This is a genomic window from Nocardiopsis sp. MT53, assembly GCF_019598965.1.
In the GTDB taxonomy this organism is placed as follows: domain Bacteria; phylum Actinomycetota; class Actinomycetes; order Streptosporangiales; family Streptosporangiaceae; genus Nocardiopsis; species Nocardiopsis changdeensis.
Map to the genome: position 1 here is coordinate 6,302,205 of NZ_CP080599.1, position 16,697 is coordinate 6,318,901.

Here is a 16,697-nt window from a genome sequence, read left to right on the forward strand (position 1 = left end):
CGACCGCTACCGGACTGCCACCGGGCGGTCGGCCCTGGCCCGTGAGCGCCGGGCCCGGCGCACCACGAGCGCGCTCACACCCGCCGCCAGGAGCGCCACGGACTCCCACGGAGCGCCCATGAGCGCCAGACCCGCCACGAGCACCGAGCCCATCCCGATGTCGGCGCAGGTCTGCACCCGCCACCGCCGGCGCATCAGTCGTCGCCCCGCGAAGGGCCGAACAGCGGCGGCGGGTCGAGCACCACCCTGTCGTAATCGTCGGCCATCCCCGGCACCACCGAGCCGTAGCGCCCACCTACCACATGGCCGTCGTCGACCAGGGTGGGGCGCGGCTGGTCGGGATCGTCCGCCGCGGGGAGGAACGCGCCCAGGTCCACGGTCGCGGAGGTCTTGTCAGCACCACCCCGTTGCACGCCGACGAGCGTGACGGGGGGCTGGCGTGTGGTGGTCATACCGCTCATTCTGCCTCGGGAACCCGTGCTCCACACAGGAAACCGCGACGTGGAGCGGTCGGCCCCGGTGAAGTGCCCCCGAGGCCGGGCCGCCCTCCCTACGCTGGAGGCCATGATCTACCCCCTCGCCGTCGTGTGCCCCACCTGCCGGGTGGGCGAACAACACCTGTGCCGGACCCCCACCCAGGCGGTGCGCCGCCTGGCGCACCCGCGCCGCTTCGCGGCCGCGGCCGCCGCCGACATCGTCTCGGCACTGGCCCCGCGGGTGCCCCCCACCCAGCGGTGGCTACTGGCCCAGGAGCTGGTCACCGCCCCCGACCACACCGTCCCGCCCGCTGAGCGCGCCACGGGACCGCATCCGGACCTGGACGCGGCCCGCGCCGAACTGGACACCGCCGCCCGCACCCTGGAGCAGCTGCGCGGCACCGCGGCGTCCGCCCACTGGGGGGTGAACACCCCCGGCCTGGTGCGCGACCTGGACAGGGCCCTGCACACCACTCGGGGCCTGGTCGAAGTGCTCACCGACGCCGCCCGTGACCAGCGCATCCGCCGCCGCCTGAACATGGGGGCGACCTCGGCCGAGATCGCCCACGCTTTGCTGGTGCTGCGCGCTGAGCGCGTCGACGCCGCGGTGGAGGCCACCGCGGCGCCGGCACCCCCGACGGGGGCACCGGTGTGGAAGGTCGGGTACCGGTCCGACGGCCGGTTCCGGCTGCGCAGCCCCCTCCCCGAGGACGGCACCTCCCGCCAGGTGGGGACAGCACACGGTTTCGCCCCCACCCCCGCCGCGGCCGCCCGGGCCGCCGCCCAGTTCGCCGGCCCCGGCCAGCGGGTGGTGCTGGACCCGCCCCACGTGCACGCCCCGCGCCCCCTGGTCGAGAGCACCGGCCGCACGCTCATCGACCACACCGTGGTGAAGGACCTGCTGGAGGGAGACGAGCCCGTGCACACGGCGTTCCTGGCCGCGTGCACCGCCCTGCGCCACCAGTTGGCCGGGGTGCGGGATCTGGCGGGGTGGTGGGCCGAGCGCACCGAGACCCTCCAGGCTTCCCACCCCCAGTGCCGGCTGCCCCTGGGGCCGCCCGCACCGCCGCCGGCCCACCGCGACCACGCCGACACCACGGTGGAGGCGACCGCGTGGGTACCGGCCCACCTCATCGTCGCCACCGACCACCCCGTGTGGGGAAGGCTCGACCACAAACCCGAGGTCCCCCTGGATGTTCTGCGCGCCCTGGCTGATACCGCAGACGTCGCCGAGTTCACCGAAGACCTGTTCACCAGCGGCGACCCGGTGCAGCTGGAGCGGATCACCGGCTGGGCCGGACCCGTCTACGCGGTCGCCGGGGACGGTAACCACCGCGCCCACCTGCTGCGCGCGGCCGGGCTGCCTTGGGCGGCCGCGCACCTGACCCATACCACCCCGCCGCCGGTCGTGGACCTGAACGGCCTGGTCAAGGAGGACGAGAACCTGGACGGACGCGGCGAGGAGGGCCGTGCCCCTAGCGAGCGCGCTCGCCACCGCATGCACCTGATCTGCGGCCTCATCGACCGCGGCGTCATCGACGCCTGGTGGGACGAGGACCGCCCCGACCTGCTGTGGTGCCGCCGCCTGCCCGCCCCGTGGCTGCTGCGCTCGGCCGAGCACGCCACCGCCGCCAACGCTGTGTACGAGGCGGCATACCCCGGGGCGCTGGCCCGGCTCGGGATCCCCGACGGGGTGGGCACCGACGCGGCGGCGTGGCGGTCCTGGCTCACCACCCCCGACAGCGCACGACGCCTGCGCTCGGTCTCCGCACCGGGCCGGTAGGGCGCGAAGCGGGCACGGCGGGCAGGCGCCGACCCGGACGATGGGAGGGGGATTTTTCGATCACCCGGCGCGCAGGCCACGCCCAGCGGCATGCTGGGATCCATGACCCAGTACTGGCTCCAGCCCTCTGTCGCCACCTTCGGCTTTAGTGACGAAATGTACGTGCGCGTGGACTGCATCTCCGCGCTGTACGCCGTGCGCGACCCCAGCGCCCGGAAAGGAGAGGGACGCCCGTGGCGGTTGGAGGCCGCGGTCCTGGGCTTGGGCCGTCCGGTCGTCCTCGTCACCGCACCTGACCGAGACGGGAGTGAGGCGGGGGAGAACCCCTTCCGGGGGGCGCTCGTCTTTCTGTGTGATGAGCTGGCGGCCGAGCAGAGCCGGGTCTGGCCGGGGGTCGAGGTCCTCACCTCCACCGGTTACATGAGCGCGTTCAACCCCCAGTCGGTGGACGGTGAGATCGACATCGAGTGGATACGCACCCCCGACCCCGAGAAGCAAGGGCTCTACCCGGTGCCCCCGCCGAAGGCGACACCGTGAACAGGTGGCGCGGCAGTCAACGGGCGCGGGCCGGGCTGTAGCAGCGCGGACAGGCCGGGCGCTCCACCTCGGGGGGCGCCATCCACTCCAGGCGGCAGTACCAGCGGCGGCATCGCCGCGGCTCGCTCACCGTCGCGTAGTCACCGGTGGACAGCGGCGCGGTGTACCCGCAGGCCGGGCAGATCCATTCGTGCGGGGTCGCCTCGGCGCCGTGGGCGCGGGTCAGGGACAGGTGCAGACGCATCCGGCCCGGCGCGGGCCCGTGCGGATCGGCCACATGGCGGCACGTCGAACAGCGCGGGTACGCGGGCGGCTCAGGGGTGCGGTTCAGCCACACCATCAGCAGCGACATCACCAACCCCTTCCTCGCTGGCCGCTCCTCCGTTCCACGGCCGACCCGCACCCACAGGAGAATCGGCGGCGCCCGGCCCGGCCGCGGACCGGCCCCGCCAGCCGGACACCGGTCAGCGCGGGCGCCGGAGTGCTCCGCGCTCGAACACGCCACGGACCGCCGCCCAGGCGCCGGCCAGGCCGCGCCGCACCGCGTCGGCGCGGTGAAGCCCAGGCCCGCCGAGGTTCATGCCGCGGGACCGGGCCAGGTCGGCCAGGGCGTTGACCGCCAACAGCGCGGTGATCTTGTCGATCTGCAACCGGCCCAGCTCCGCCATTTGGACCTGTCCTCCGAGTATGCGGTCGTCGGCTTCATCGAACCGCGCCTGCCAGTGGCCCACCGCCCCCGCGATCACCATCGTGGGCACCGCCGACGGGCCGTCGGCGTCCAGGACACGGCGGGCCTGCACCAGCGCATCGCGCCGCCGCCGGCAGCCTTCGGCATCGGTGGTTCCGGCGACCAGGGCCGCGACCTGGCCCTGTTCGGCGATGGCGTGGTCCAGGTAGCGGGCCAGCGCTGACCGCGCTTCCTCCGCGTACCGGGGGTGGGCGGTCGGCAACGTGCTCAGGGAGTCCATGTACGCCACCGTAGAAGACCGGCCTGTGGCCCGCACCCCAAGAGCGCCTTCTGGCCGCGACCGGACACCAGGCTAGCTCTCCCCCAGTAGGGGCGGACGGGTTCCGCGCTGTCGTTGTCACCTGCGGGGATGCGCCCATGGACGACTCTCTCCTGCTGGATTTCGACTCCCCCAACAGCGACGATATGCGTTTCAGCGCGGCTTTCGGCGCCTGGTACATGGCCGTGATGGGGTCCCAGCAGGCCCTGGCCAACCCGAACATCAACCCACATGAAATATCAGTAGGAGAATCTCAGTGGTCTCGCCAATCGGATTTAAGGATGGGTGCAATGGAGGAGGTGTGAGCATATTTTCCTGCATCCGAAAAATGCAGTGGGGATGTGCCGCATATTACCATGGTTGCGATGGTGTTCCATCTGGATCTAGTCCATGCGGCCACAAAAGATCGCTTTCCCACCTGCTCACGAGAAGGAATTCCTCTTCGTCGTCGGACTCCTCCCGTATACGCTTTAACTCTGCCAGGCCATTAGTATTTCCTGCGTCGGCGGCTCGACGGGCTAGATGTTCGGCCGCAGCCTGGTTTCCAGCCTCCTCCTGCAATGCCGCAAGCTTTACGAGGGAATAAATTTTTTCGGAGGCCTCATGCTCCCTGAGAACCCTTTTCTCCTCAGGGCGCTCCCTGCCTGCACCTAGCGCGCAATTGAAATCTTCAAAGGCCGAGTCGAGCATCAGTTGCAACTTTTCGGCGTACTCCCAATCCCCTGCGCGGTGTTTCACTCGCGCGAGTTCAACTATGCTTTCGATATCCCCAGTCTCAATGGCTTGGCTGATCAGAATTTCGGCAGCATCCTGCCGTCCACTTTCCTCCCTCATTAAGATGAGTCGCACCAAAGCCCACTTGTCACCTGCCCTAACGCCCTGGCGGGTCAGTCTTTCCGCACCCCTGAAGTCCCCGACCAACTCCCGCATGCGCGCAACACGAGACAGGGAAGACTTATCCCCAGCGGCAACTGCCTGCCGGTAACTCTCCTCGGCTCCAGCGTTATCCCCAGCCATTTCACACAGTCGCCCAAGCCTCACCATGGACTGGATATCTCCGGAGGAAGCAAGTCGGTGATAAATTTTTTTGGATTCGACTAGATCACCCTCCTCTTCCATTCTAATTGCTTCTTGTAGCAAGAACTCGGGATGCCCGGCTTCGACGGCTTCGCGGTAGGCGATTTCGGCTCCAGCGTAATCCTGATTCTCCGCTCGCATTCTAACAATATGACCAAGGGCATCGATGTGTCCAGATTTGGCGGCGCGGCGGCACAGTTCTTCGGCTCCGGGTGAATCTCCAATCAAATGTCGAATTTGCGCGACGTTCACCAAGGCATCAATGCGTCCATGCTCGGAAGCGGCGACAAAAAGCCGCGCCGCCCAGTGCAGGCGGTGGCGGATGTTGGCTGCTCCTCCGAGATGGTAGAGGCTTTCAGGGTCGATGAGGTGGTCATGTGCGGCCTGCCAGAAAGACAATGGAGGACAGAACATCCTGCGTTCGTGGGCTCCGTGCTGTTCGAGGTAGTCCTCCAACCGGTACACGGCTCCCTGGGCCTTGGAGGTGTTCTGGTCGCTGCGGCGGGTCCGGACCTGCCGCAGTGGGGCCTGCCCGCCGTGAACCGTTGTTCCCGTCTCCTTCAGGGCCTGGTCCACCCACTGGTCAGGCAAGGCGTCGAGTTCGTCGTCGGTGAGGTAGTCCTCTGCGGCCTGGACCAGGAAACCCAGGGGCAGGTGCAGGCTCACCCCGAGGCGGAGGGCGTCCATGGCCGCGTTCAGGATCGCTCTGGCTCCCGGCGAGGCGGTTTCGTAGCGGCGCACGAGTTCGGGAGCCCCGGCCAGTGTCTGCGCCAGACGCCCGTCACGGACGTGCTCCAGGGCGTGGGCGAGCTGGCCATCGCCGGATTGGGCGAGCTCTCGGGCGTTGTCGAGCTGGTCGTTGGTGAAAGCGACGGGGACCGTGACCTGCCGGCCCTCCAGCAGGGCTCGTGCCTGGGCGTGCGCGTCCTGATGTCCCGGCTTGGGTTGGGTGGTCAGAGCCTCGGCGTGCTCCTCCCACAGGGTGCCCAGGACCAGCACCGGACCGCGGTCGGGGTTGGTGAGCAGGACGTGCAGGGCCGCGGCGATCTGTTCACCGAAACGGGAGTGACCGAGGTAGTGCTGGGACTCGTTGAGCCACACCACCGTGCGCGGACCCACCCGGCCCAGGCCCTCCAGCGCCGCCTCGGCGCGGGTGGGGTCGAAGGGATGCCACAGCCGCCATCCGTGCTCGGCCAGGGGCTGGACCGATTCCCAGCAGGCGCGGGTCTTGCCGGTGGAGGACAATCCGACCAGCACCACCATGCGACTGGACCCGCCCAGGGCCGCCCGGACGGCGCGGTCCAGTACGTCGTCGTGGTCCCGCCGCACGTACCCCGGCAGCCGTGCCGTGTCGCGTTGGGGCACGCTCACGGTCGCAGCGAGTGAATCCGGAGGGCTGCCCGCCACGCGCATCTCCAGGTCGTGGGGGTCGCATTCACCGATGGGCCTGCCCGGTGCGGGCCGGGGGGCTGGCGCGGGCGGGTTCGGTGGGGAGATGATGGCCGTGTGGGCCTGGACCACGGTGCTGTGGGAGAGGTCGCCGATGATCGTGTTGGCGGCGTGCGTTGACGGGTCCGGAGCAGGGAGGTCCGGCGGGGCCGACCCGGGGGCGGCCACCACCCCGATCTGGCCAGGCGGATCCGCGGCCTTGCGGCGTAGCTCCAACAGCAGCCCGGACTCCAGGCCCAGGGCCCGGGCCAGCGCCGTGATGGTCTCCTTCGTGGGCAGCGGCCCGGTGCCATTGAGCGCGTTGCTGACCGTGGTCCGGCCCAACCCAGCGCGGGCGCGCAGTTGTTCCTTGGTCAGCCCCAACCGAAGCCGGGCGGTGTCCAGGCGCTCACTCAGTTCCTCCCGAGGGTCGACCTGGTCCACATCGCCTCCCGTCGCGACCGCCTCACATGTGCGTCGGTGTTCATCTTCGTCCAGACGGTCACCGGCGGCCACCCCTTCGGCCAAATTCGATCCCGTCGACAGAACACCGATGACGGAGGAGAACCGACATGTCCGCGTGGATCGTATCCCTGGCTTTGTCCGGTGCCGTGGTCACGGTCGTGGCCGTACTGGCCGGGGCCGGCGCCGCCTACCTGGCCCGCCGCGACGGCGCCACCTACCCCAAGGCCATCCGCCACGCCGCGGCGACGCTGGCCGCCACCCTCACCCTGGCCGCGGTCCTGACCACGGCCCTGGCCGCACTGGTCACCCTGCTCCGGTGACCACCGCCCTCTTCAAGGGGGCCTCACCGACGCGAGGGCGCCGCACGGGGACACCCCGGCGGCGCCCCGACTCGTGCGCACCAGTCACCCCCTGTGCGAACACAGGGATCGACCAGTGTCTTCGCCCCCCACACATCGGAGCCTGCGCCGGGAATCATGGGGCTCCCCGATTGCTGGGCCCTGCACCGAGCGCTAACGTCCGCACACCGACTCGTCGGCGCCGGCGGCCACAACCCCGGCCGGGAGCCCGGCCGTGCGCACCGGGCGCGGGAGCATCTCCAGCAGCAGCGCCTGAGCCCCGGGCGCGCGGCGCATCGCGCCGGTACGCGGCGGGGAGCGGGATCCCGTAGTAGGCCGTCCCGGGTTCGGGCCAGGTCGGATCCAGTGCCGCCCCGTCCGACAGACACCCGGCCCAGGCGTGCAGAAACGCCCAGGTGCTTCCTGCGAACGGCGTGGCGTAGCCCTCCACGTACACCAGCCCGTCCACGGCATCGGCCAGGTGGGCGGCGAACTCATAGCAGTGCCCGGGGTACCCGCGACAGTCCTCCAGGTCCTCGGGCAGCGGTACCGGTCTCCACGCCGCCGCCGCCGGATGGAGGTCGGCGATCTGACCGATCGACGCGAGCAGGGTCCGGCCGGTGCCGCCAGTGGCCCACCGCGACCACGCCGACACCACTGTGGAGGCGACCGCGTGAGTACCGGCCCACCTCACCGATGCTCCACTTCAGTGCTTGTGGGCGGACACCCCGACCGCGGTCTTCCATGCCTCGGTCAGGGCGCGTGCGTAAGCGGCGAGTACCTCGGTGGACTGCAGGCGGTCTTCTTGTGCCTTCTCCAACTGCTCGCCTACGGCGTGACGCTCCTCGGGTGTTCCGATGCCGTGCAGGTCCCGCTGGGTCAGCTCAGGGAGCTGCTGGATGCTCTGGGCCATCTGGCTCCAGGTGTCCATGGCGGTGCGCACGGCCTGGAGCTGGTCCTCGTCGAGCGCGCCCTGCAAGCGGCATGCCAGGAGATCGGGTTCGGGCAGCAGCGGCAGGTTGTGCTCTCGCCACATGCGGCCCCACAGGACGTGGTAGCGGGCTTTCAGGGTCCAGTCCGGTTCAACCGTGGTGTTCTGGCCCTGCGGAGCGTGGATCAGCCTCAGGCCCAGGGAGGCGGCTCGGGCGCTGTCCAAGATCGCTCCAGCCCCGTTCAAGGATGCCGTCCATCCGCCTGTGGCGCGCAGCTGGGCACGCTCGGCGTCCTCAGGCCCGGACAGCAGTTCCAGCTGTTCCTCGCGCAGGATCGTGGCCGGGTCGGTGGCCAGCAGTCGGTAGTCGGGGGCGTAGCCGTCCAGGGCCAGGACGGCCTGGGACGCGGCGTCGGCCCACCACACGGCGTGGGCGCGGGCCTGGCCTTCTACAGCGTGCATATGGGTGAGGGCGGTGTCACTGCGTGCGCTGTTGAGGTGTTCCTCCAGGTTGCGCAGGTGCACTGCCTGCGGGTCGCTCGGGAGCCGTGCCTCTATGAGGCGCTCGTTGTCCTCGTCGAGGGCGTCGATGAGGCGGTGGGCGTGGGCGGCGTCATCCATCAGTGCGACGGTGGCCTGCTCGGCGATGCGCAGGACATCGTGTGTGAACGCGGCGGTGGAGGAGGTCACAGGGGGCTCCTGGATCGGGGGTGGAGTCGGTGGAGTCGGCGAGCTCGCAGCGAGGGTAACCGGCGGGCGGCATGGATAGGGGCCGAACGGGGAAATCTGATGGGAAGTCGGGGGTCAGCCGCCGTGAACGACCGGGCACGGCTGTTTCCTTGTGCCGGATGGAGCCCCCTCGATGTCCTCTGCGTCCCCTGTTCTTCCCTTTCGCGGTCTGATCTTGGACTTCGTCGGTGTCTTGACCGCTCCGGTGGGTCCGCCCCTGCGGCGCTGGTGTGTGGACCAGGGGTTGCCGGCACATGCGTGGGGCCACGTGTTGGGGCGGCATCCTGAGGGGCGCCGGCTGTACCGGGAGCTGGAGGCGGGGCGTCTGGGGCAGGCGGAGTGGAACCGGCTGACGGCTCTGCTGCTGGGGGTGGATGAACACGTTGATCTGATGGGGCGTGCGTGGGCGCGGGTACAGCCCGCGGTGGAGATGGTCGAGCTGGCGCGTCTGGCCCGTCGTGCCGGGGTGCGCACGGCCTTGTTGTCCAACAGTTTCGGACGCGATCCTTACGACCCCTACCGGGTGTTGGGGGTGGCCGGCTTGTGCGAGGTGGAGGTGTTGTCGGAGGTGGAGGGCCTGGCCAAGCCGGATCCGGAGATCTACCGGCGGACCCTGGATCGCATGGGCTTGGACGGCGGGGAGTGCGTCTTCGTCGATGACCGCGCGGAGAACCTCTCTCCAGCGGCCGAGCTGGGGATCACCGTCGTGCACGCCGATAGTAGCCCCGGCACGGCCGGCAGGGTCGCCGGCCTGCTGGGACTGCCGGGTGGTTGAGGTGCGTGGGGCCGACTACCCCAGGCGTGGCTCTGCCTGCGGCGGGGCGGGGCGGGAGCGCCATGGTTCCCCACACCCGACGTGGCCTCACTCGAAGGCCACGTCGACCCCGCAGATCCGTACCATCCGCCAAGGGCCGTGGGTGGTGTTGATGTCGGTGGCGTCTTGCAGGTCGCGCGGCCACAGGTCGGCGAACCTCTGCGACTGGGCCAGGTAGCGCAGGAACCCGACCGCGCCCAGGAGCCCGTCGACGTGGGAGACGTTCCAGCCTCCCCCGCCCCGGGCGGTGATCTGCGGGGCCGCCACACCGAGGGTGCTGGCATGATCGCCGGTGAAAGCGTCAATGAGGAGGCTGCGGACAGCGTCGGGGAGCAGTTGCGAGCTTCGCCGATGCGGGGCCCGGTACGGTCCGTGCAGCGGCAGGTGCTTCTCCCACTCCCAGATAGGGCCGTCGCCGGAGGCCGTGCAGGGGCGCAGTTGCAGTTCGATGCCGCGTGCGCTGCGGATCCGGCTGATCGACCTCTCCGAGTCGTGTTCGACGCTGTGGCGCAACGGGGCGGGCAGTGCTGTCGGGCAGGAAGGATCGGTCAACTGCTCGGTCAGGGCGGCCACGTGGTGGGGGCGCCCCCATTCCATGTTCAGGGGGCCAGCCCAGGAGAGCCCGCGCCACAGGTCCGCATGTCCGGCGAAACCCGTCACGTGGTGGGTGGTGAGAAGCCCGAGTCGGCGCAGCATGGCCGATCCCAAGCGGTACCAGTGCTGCGCGTGTGGGCCATGGAACCGCTTGCGGCGTCGGGCGAGGGTGTCGCGTTCCACGGCCGTGAGGCAGGTGGGATCCTGTGCCCACAAAGGGGTGCCGCGGTAGTCGTGCACGGCGTGGACGTGGGTGCGGGCCCAGCCCCACTGGGCGCGGGAGACGGGGATCGTGACGGTCGCGTCCTGTGAGAGCAGACGCAGTTCCAGGCGGTGTCCGCGGTGGCGGGCGCGCAGGCCGGGAATGCCGTGGAACTCGCCGTCGATGTCGGTGTAGGGCAACCACAGGGTCAGGGTGTCGGTGAGGTGGGGACGGGCGATCTCCAGCACCAGACCGTCCCGGGCGGGGGTGCGGCGTGTGACGGCCACCGGCACGTCATAGGGGGGACCCATGTAGATGAGGTCGCGCAGCCCCAGGAGCAGGTCGGTCTCCAGGTGGGCTTGGCCAAGGGTGGCCTCGGGGATGATCGACGACTCGGCAGGCAATGCGGCGATGGCCTTGGCTGCGGTCAGGTGGGTTTCCCCGGTCGCGGCGGCGCGTGCTCGGGCCAGGCTGATGTGACGGGACATGGAGACTCCCAGCGCCCCGGCCACGCTCGAAGAGGTCCTGTTGTCGCACCACAGGCAGATTGATGGGTGAGGGCAGGCGGTCCCGCCGTTTTGGCCTCGCGCCCCAACGCCGGGTGGAGTGGGGGAGGCGCGGCGCCCTCATCGCCGTGCGCACATGGTGGCACGGGATCGACGCTGAAGGCAACACGGCTGGCTCCGGCGCGCCGGCTGCTCGTCCTGTGCCCGTGCTCGCGGCCGGGGCGCTTTTCCGGGCCACCGCGGCACGGATTCCCGCTCGGCCCTGACCTGCAGGCGGGCCCGGTGCTGCCCAAGCAATGGCTGCGTTCGGTCGCTGCCCCTCACTAGGGTGGCGCTCCCGTACCGTTCACCCCCGGTGAGGAATCCATGCTGTCGACCGCCACGCCCACACCCCAGGCCCGTGCATGGGCATCCCGGATCGTTGCCGAATACGACATCCGTGACCGAGCCCAGGACATCCTCGCGCGCCTGTACGTGCCCGGCCTGCCCGAGGTCGTCACCGTCCTGCACACCGCGATCACCGACGCCGCCCTCCAGCACCCGCACCACAGGCCTCTCCCGCCTCTTGGCCCTGAGGTCCGGGCTGTCGCTGAAAGGCTCGATCCGGAGATGCGTTGGAGCGCGTTGCTGTGGTGTCGCCTGGCCGCCGGATATCAGACGATCTACTTCGCCGACGATCCTCGGGGCACCATCCATGGTCTGTACCTGAATCTGGTCACTCACCTGAAAGAGGAGGCAGGGGCCTGGGACGCCGTCCGGATGGGACTCCTGCTGGAAGCGGCATCGCAGTACCTGGTCCCCCTCGAGCACGTCCTCGATATGTGCGAGGACGCGCCTGACGCGGCACTTCGCCCCCACCTGGAGCGGCTGCGCGACTTGTACGCCCAGGCCTGCAAGGGGTCCGCTCTGTTCACCCGGACAAACCCGGCCTTCCAGGGGTCCCAGATCCGGTTGGCGCAGCTCCTGCTGCGCCTGGATGCCCCCCTACCCCTGGGCGAACTGTTCGCCCCGGCGATGTGTTCGGCGACGTGCTGCGCTGTAAGTATCCCGACCTGTGCGCGACCCCGGGCCTGGCCGGTCTGGTCGCGGGCCTGCTCACCCCGCCCGGGACACACCCCTCCAAAGCGTGGTGCCGCCGGACCACCGGCCTGTTGGACGCTCTGGAGGATCCCGCGTCGACCGTCAGGGAGATGCTCACTCTGATCCCGGCCCTGCCCGCCGCGCCGGCCGAGAGCGGGGAGACCCACTCGCCCTATCTGCGGCCGCACGTCCACGACATCCTCACCGGCATGCTCTGGTGCGTCGACCTGCTGCCCCGGGAATCGACGCCCTGGGCTGCGCAGGTCCTGGAGAGGCTGACCGTGTTCACCGGTACGGGGCCGGGCGGATCCAAAACGCTGCGCTCGGAGCGGATGGCCACCGCAGCCGTGAGGGTCCTCGGTGGGCGCGGAGGCGGTCAAGAGAAGCAGGCGCTGACCAGGATCCGTGCCGAGGTCACGAAGAAGACCCTGTTGAAGCCCATCGACACGGCGCTGGCGAAGATCAATGTCTAACGGAAGACGGCCCGGGAGGTGAAGTCCGACCTGGCCGAGGCGATGGTTCTTACCGGGGTTCCTGTGGTGGCAGGGCCGACCCGTCTGTGGTCGGACCCCGCCACCGTTGGGGAACCGGGGTGTCAGGGTGTCGCATCACGGCGCAGAAGCGTCTTGCACAGTTCCAAGCGGTGCGGACGGGGAAGGCAGGCAGGCGCGCAGTAGGTCGAATATGGCGGTATAGGTCGGGCCCCGTCACCACGCGTGATGGGGGCCGATGCTTTCTTGCTATTCGCCGAGATTCAGGGTGAGCATGAGGGCGGACCATTCCCCGGTGCCGAAAGCAAGGCAGGCCAGATCACTGTTCCGAGTGTCCCTGACCAGGGTGCGGGGGCCTTCGGCGACCTCCACGCACTCGGAGCCCACGTTTCCGGAATAGCTCGACTTGTGCCACCGGAGATCAGCTTCTTCGGTCATGTCGCTTTCTTGATCAGCTCTCACAGTAGGGTGCGCACCGTCTTTTCGGAGAGCGCGTTCGTGGCCAGGGAATCGAATCTGGCCCGGGCCAGGGCGGTCGCCGGGAGGTTGGTCGCGATGTTCCCGGTGGCCAGGGTCTCCAGGTACTGGATCGTCCCGTGAAACTCGGTCTCCATGAGCGTAGAGGAGTCGGCCAGTTCGGCATGAGCCCCCTCGGAGAAGGGCATGACCTGCACCGTGATGTGGGTGCGTTCGGTGGCCTCGAGCAGGTGCTCCCACTGCTGGACCATCACCTTCGGACTCCCGACCATCCTGCGCAGCGCGCCCTCGTCGATGATGAAGTGGAGCCCGGGCGGGTGTTCCTGGTCCAGGATCTGCTGTTGTTCCAGGCGCTGGGCCATCATGAGGTCGATCTCCGCCGCCCCCTTGGGGTATCGAGGCTCCCAGGACCGCGCGGGCGTACTCGGGGGTCTGCAGACCGGGAGCGACCTGGCAACTGCGGAACCGCTCACCGGGGTTCGCTGCATGTGCAGGGATGGCCGAGGCCATGTGCGTGTCTCCGTGGTCAGGGAACGGAAAGGGCTCCGGCCCGGTCGAGCAGCCCCTGGGGCAGGTAGCCGCTGTCGATGCGCACCTCCCAGCCCCGCATCCGGGCCAGACAGGCCAGGGTCAGTGACCGCCGGTCCACCAGCCCGTCCGAGCGTCGGGCCTGTTCCCCGAAGGAGTACGCGTCCCGGTACGCCTCCAGGGCATCGGCCAGGGCCAGGTTGAAACCCTCCTGGTCTTCGGCCACCAGCTGGGAGAGCGCGATCACCGGGGGCGGCGGGGAACCGGGGCGGGTGTGGCCGGCCAGCGCTTCCAGTGCCGCGTCGAGAGCCTCGCGCACACGCGGGCCCGGTACCGCGCCGGGACCGGTCGGGGCGGACCGCAGGTAGGTCAGCAGCGCGACCCCGTAGCGGAGAAAGACGGAGGTGCCCGGGCCGCCCGGGCGCGGGAAGAGTTCCTCCGGCATGCCCAACAGCGCCTCCAGACGTTCGGGTGCCCCTGAGATCAGGGCGTACTCCACTGCGGTGACGAGCCGGTTCCCGGACACACCGTTGCGGGATCCGAACGTGCGCAGCACGGCCGTGGACTCCCCCAGGGCCACCTCGACGCTCTCCCCACCCGCTGCGGTGCAGGCGAAGGCGGCCGCGGTGAACTGGGAGGCATGCGTGAACGCGGCGAGCTGTCGGGGGTGACGGGCTTGGGGATCGACGGACAGGGACCGGCCGAAGGTGAGCTGCTCGAAGTCAGCGTAGCGCATCAGGTCGTCGGCAGTCCTGTAACGGGAGGTATCGGCCTGCGCGGCCTCTCCCATCCAGGTGTCGTTGCGTTTGAAGAGCTTCTCGACCGTCCAGTTACCGGTGGAGGCTTCGGCGGGGTGGGCGACCTCGATCGGCCCTTGGGCCAGCAGGCGCAGCGCGTCGGGGTCCTTGTCCGCACCGTAGGGGCCGACCCGAAGGCCGCGGCCGCCCTGGACGAGGTGCCGGGGCAGGTAGTCGGTGTCGAAGGGCATCGTCCAGCCCTCCACCCGCACCGCCAGGGCGGCGAAGGCGAGCTCGGCCACCGGGAGCAGTGCGTCCAGGTCCTCGCTGTCGCGATTGTCGCGGAGCCACGCCAGCCGCATGGCCATGAGGGACCAGAACAGCTGCTCGTTGCGGCTGAGCAGGGCGTGCAGGAAGAGCAGTTCGAAGTCGACCGCGGCCAGGTCGGGGAGGCCTTTCTGGGACCCCTCTTCCAGGGAGGCGAAGAAGGGCGCCATCGCGGACTCCACGTACCCCGTCAGCTGGTCGCGCTCGGCGCCCAGTCCCGGGTAGACGTAGAACGCGAGCGCTCGGTGCAGCACCTGATCCTCGGTGAAGCCCGCGGCGAACTGGACGAGGGGGCCTTCGTAGGCGTCGCACAGGCCGGAGATGACGCACAGGTACAGTGCGTGAGCCCACCTGCCGGGAGCGATCGGCCGCTGGCCCCGGGGTTTTTCTCCGTACTCTTCGAGGTCCCGGTAGGAGACACCGGTCCCGGTGTAGGTGAGGTGGACCGAGACCTCGACGGAGGTGGGCGCTCCGTCCAGCAGCAGCGCTCCGGTGAAGGCCTCCGCGGCCGAGTACAGGGCGGCCCGGATGTCGGCTTTTGCTTCCGGGTCGGTGGCGGACCGGGCGGCGGCGTAGGTGACCAGGTCGCGGCCGATCATCTTCCAGCCGAACCCGTCCCGGCCGCTGTGCTGCTGGTCGTTGACGTCCTGGCCGATCCTGTCGGCGAAGTCGTCCAGGGCCTCCCCGATCGCTTTCTCGTCGACTCGGTGGCGTTCGATCCGCAGGGTCACAGGGCCCTCGTTTCCAGTCGGCTGTTCCGTGCGTGGGGCAGAGTCTGGCACGGCGCCACGACAGGAGCCCTTCAGGAGCGTCAGCGCCCTACACAGAAGTGGCCCCGACGTCCCACTGGAAGATCGTGCGAGGGCACCCAGCCGGCCGCGGACACGAGTTCTTGGAGCGGATCACGCGTATCAATCGACCATGGACGCGCCCGCTACGGACTCGCAGCGGTCGTCTTCAACGTGGTTCGTGAGATGGAGGCGACCGTTGTGGGGGCAAGCGACTACGCCCACACGCTCACCCGGCGTCTGGCCGAACTGGCCTGTCGCAGCGTCCACCTCATGGTGTCAGGTGCGGGTACGCATGCTTGAGACGGCAGACCAGGTGGGTGGCTGCCTGGTCGCAGATCACCGTCAGTTCCTCGGTCAGTGAGGCGGGCTGGTCGGCCCGGACCAGCTCAGCCTGCCGGACACGCTCGCGTAGGGTCTGACGCTGCCGGAGGCTCAGCTCTTCTCCGACCACCGGAGAACCCAGGACCGCGGTTGCCGCGTTTGCGTCGTTGCTTCCCATGACGGTGTCGATCACGTGGGAGACGAGAGCGCGGTGGCCTGGGGCCAGCTCGCAGGCCAGCACGCCTGCACGGGCGGCGAAGACGGCGCCACCTGGTGTGGGCGGTAGTTCGATGAGGTGGCGGGCCATAGCGGTGACGGCGTCAGCAGGGTCGTGACCCGCCACGCGCGCGCTCGCCGCGGTCAGGCAGGCGGCTACAGCCTGCTCCCACGGCTCATTGCACACGGTCCCTTCCAGAAGGATCCGGGCTGCGTCGGGATCTTGGCGGTGGAGTGCGGCCAGAACGGCGACCTGGCGGCCGTCCAGGAGGCGGGTGCCGATGCCGTTGTAGCGGTGAAGGTGTTCGACGGCGTCCTGCCAGCGGTCGGCGACACACAGGGCGCGGGTGCCGTCGGCGAGCATGACCGCCCAGAGGAAACGGCGTAGCTCGGTGCGCTCGCTCGGGCTGGTGACCAGGTCTGCCACCGGGCAGGTTCGTCCTTGCACCTGGGCGGGCTGCCCGGGGGTGGTGGCGGTGAGCAGGGATTCGAACACCGTGTGGGCCGCGGTGGGGTGGCCGGTGCGGATGGCCAGGCGGCCGAGGTTCACCAGTGGTTGCAGGGCCAGGAGTGCGGTTTTCGCGGTTAGGGGCCCGGCTGAGGCGAACACGTCGTACTGCTGCCAGCACAGGGCCTCGGCGAGGTCCGGTTGGCCGGTGTCGCTGGCGACCAGGGCGGCTTTGTTCATCGCCTCGCAGGTGCGCGTCATCCCCTCCTCAGGGTTAGGGGCCTGGTCGGCCTTGTGGACAAGGCCGTTGAGTTCGGTGAGCCGTTGTCGCAGCGGGAGCGCTGGGGGACGTGGGCGAGGGACCAGCGGGATGTAGCGGATCGCTGGTGGGAGT

18 protein-coding genes are annotated in these 16,697 nt (G+C 69.7%); 7 read left to right on the forward strand and 11 right to left on the reverse strand.

Going from position 1 to position 16,697, the window contains the following annotated elements; genetic code table 11:
• Positions 1–6 precede the first annotated feature (6 nt).
• A complete protein-coding gene (locus K1J57_RS28355; protein ID WP_220561771.1) occupies positions 7–195 on the reverse strand; it encodes a hypothetical protein in 189 nt (62 codons plus the stop codon).
• Positions 195–452, reverse strand: a complete 258-nt coding sequence (locus K1J57_RS28360; protein ID WP_220561772.1) for a hypothetical protein — start codon at positions 450–452, stop codon at positions 195–197. Before K1J57_RS28360 ends, K1J57_RS28355 begins: the two co-directional genes overlap by 1 nt.
• Before the next feature lie 112 nt (positions 453–564).
• Here K1J57_RS28360 and K1J57_RS28365 point away from each other — a divergent pair, with 112 nt between their 5' ends.
• Positions 565–2,259, forward strand: a complete 1,695-nt coding sequence (locus K1J57_RS28365) for a hypothetical protein (RefSeq protein ID WP_220561773.1) — start codon at positions 565–567, stop codon at positions 2,257–2,259.
• A 102-nt stretch (positions 2,260–2,361) separates the two neighbouring features.
• On the forward strand, positions 2,362–2,796 hold the full coding sequence (locus tag K1J57_RS28370; protein WP_220561774.1) for a hypothetical protein: 435 nt from the start codon (positions 2,362–2,364) through the stop codon (positions 2,794–2,796).
• Positions 2,797–2,812: 16 nt separating this feature from the next.
• Here the strand turns inward: K1J57_RS28370 and K1J57_RS28375 are convergent, their stop codons facing one another.
• Positions 2,813–3,148 carry a hypothetical protein gene (locus tag K1J57_RS28375; protein WP_220561775.1) on the reverse strand — a complete coding sequence of 112 codons (336 nt, stop codon included), beginning with the start codon at positions 3,146–3,148 and terminating at the stop codon, positions 2,813–2,815.
• A 112-nt stretch (positions 3,149–3,260) separates the two neighbouring features.
• Positions 3,261–3,764, reverse strand: a complete 504-nt coding sequence (locus K1J57_RS28380) for a hypothetical protein (RefSeq protein ID WP_220561776.1) — start codon at positions 3,762–3,764, stop codon at positions 3,261–3,263.
• Between the two features lie 137 nt (positions 3,765–3,901).
• Here K1J57_RS28380 and K1J57_RS28385 point away from each other — a divergent pair, with 137 nt between their 5' ends.
• On the forward strand, positions 3,902–4,108 hold the full coding sequence (locus K1J57_RS28385; protein ID WP_220561777.1) for a hypothetical protein: 207 nt from the start codon (positions 3,902–3,904) through the stop codon (positions 4,106–4,108).
• A gap of 46 nt (positions 4,109–4,154) precedes the next feature.
• Here K1J57_RS28385 and K1J57_RS28390 read toward each other — a convergent pair whose 3' ends face one another.
• Positions 4,155–6,752, reverse strand: a complete 2,598-nt coding sequence (locus K1J57_RS28390; protein WP_220561778.1) for a helix-turn-helix domain-containing protein — start codon at positions 6,750–6,752, stop codon at positions 4,155–4,157.
• A gap of 128 nt (positions 6,753–6,880) precedes the next feature.
• Between K1J57_RS28390 and K1J57_RS28395 the strand changes: the two genes are divergently transcribed.
• Complete coding sequence (locus tag K1J57_RS28395) at positions 6,881–7,093, forward strand: hypothetical protein (protein ID WP_220561779.1); 213 nt, start codon at positions 6,881–6,883, stop codon at positions 7,091–7,093.
• A 724-nt stretch (positions 7,094–7,817) separates the two neighbouring features.
• Here K1J57_RS28395 and K1J57_RS28400 read toward each other — a convergent pair.
• Positions 7,818–8,732, reverse strand: coding sequence for a hypothetical protein (locus K1J57_RS28400; RefSeq protein ID WP_220561780.1), 915 nt, complete (start codon positions 8,730–8,732; stop codon positions 7,818–7,820).
• A 172-nt stretch (positions 8,733–8,904) separates the two neighbouring features.
• Here K1J57_RS28400 and K1J57_RS28405 point away from each other — a divergent pair, with 172 nt between their 5' ends.
• Positions 8,905–9,546: an HAD-IA family hydrolase gene (locus K1J57_RS28405; RefSeq protein ID WP_220561781.1), complete on the forward strand. Its 642-nt coding sequence runs from the start codon at positions 8,905–8,907 to the stop codon at positions 9,544–9,546.
• An 87-nt stretch (positions 9,547–9,633) separates the two neighbouring features.
• On the opposite strand, the gene K1J57_RS28410 is transcribed toward K1J57_RS28405, so the two are convergent.
• Entirely contained in the window at positions 9,634–10,869 is a 1,236-nt protein-coding gene (locus tag K1J57_RS28410) for a hypothetical protein (protein WP_220561782.1), read from the reverse strand.
• Positions 10,870–11,253: 384 nt separating this feature from the next.
• On the opposite strand from K1J57_RS28410, the gene K1J57_RS28415 reads away from it, so the two are divergent.
• Positions 11,254–12,090: a hypothetical protein gene (locus tag K1J57_RS28415; RefSeq protein WP_220561783.1), complete on the forward strand. Its 837-nt coding sequence runs from the start codon at positions 11,254–11,256 to the stop codon at positions 12,088–12,090.
• A complete protein-coding gene (locus K1J57_RS28420) occupies positions 12,078–12,440 on the forward strand; it encodes a hypothetical protein (RefSeq protein WP_220561784.1) in 363 nt (120 codons plus the stop codon). Before K1J57_RS28415 ends, K1J57_RS28420 begins: the two co-directional genes overlap by 13 nt.
• Positions 12,441–12,707: 267 nt before the next feature.
• Here the strand turns inward: K1J57_RS28420 and K1J57_RS28425 are convergent, their stop codons facing one another.
• The 4 genes from K1J57_RS28425 to K1J57_RS28440 all read right to left on the reverse strand — a co-directional run bounded on the left by K1J57_RS28425 (position 12,708) and on the right by K1J57_RS28440 (position 16,564).
• A complete protein-coding gene (locus K1J57_RS28425; RefSeq protein WP_220561785.1) occupies positions 12,708–12,896 on the reverse strand; it encodes a DUF397 domain-containing protein in 189 nt (62 codons plus the stop codon).
• 20 nt (positions 12,897–12,916) lie between these two features.
• A complete protein-coding gene (locus K1J57_RS28430) occupies positions 12,917–13,300 on the reverse strand; it encodes a DUF5753 domain-containing protein (protein ID WP_220561786.1) in 384 nt (127 codons plus the stop codon).
• A 161-nt stretch (positions 13,301–13,461) separates the two neighbouring features.
• The gene (locus tag K1J57_RS28435) at positions 13,462–15,258 is read right to left on the reverse strand and encodes an immunity 49 family protein (protein WP_220561787.1); all 1,797 of its coding nucleotides are present in this window, start codon (positions 15,256–15,258) and stop codon (positions 13,462–13,464) included.
• Positions 15,259–15,586: 328 nt separating this feature from the next.
• Entirely contained in the window at positions 15,587–16,564 is a 978-nt protein-coding gene (locus K1J57_RS28440) for a hypothetical protein (protein ID WP_220561788.1), read from the reverse strand.
• Between the last annotated feature and the right edge of the window lie 133 nt (positions 16,565–16,697).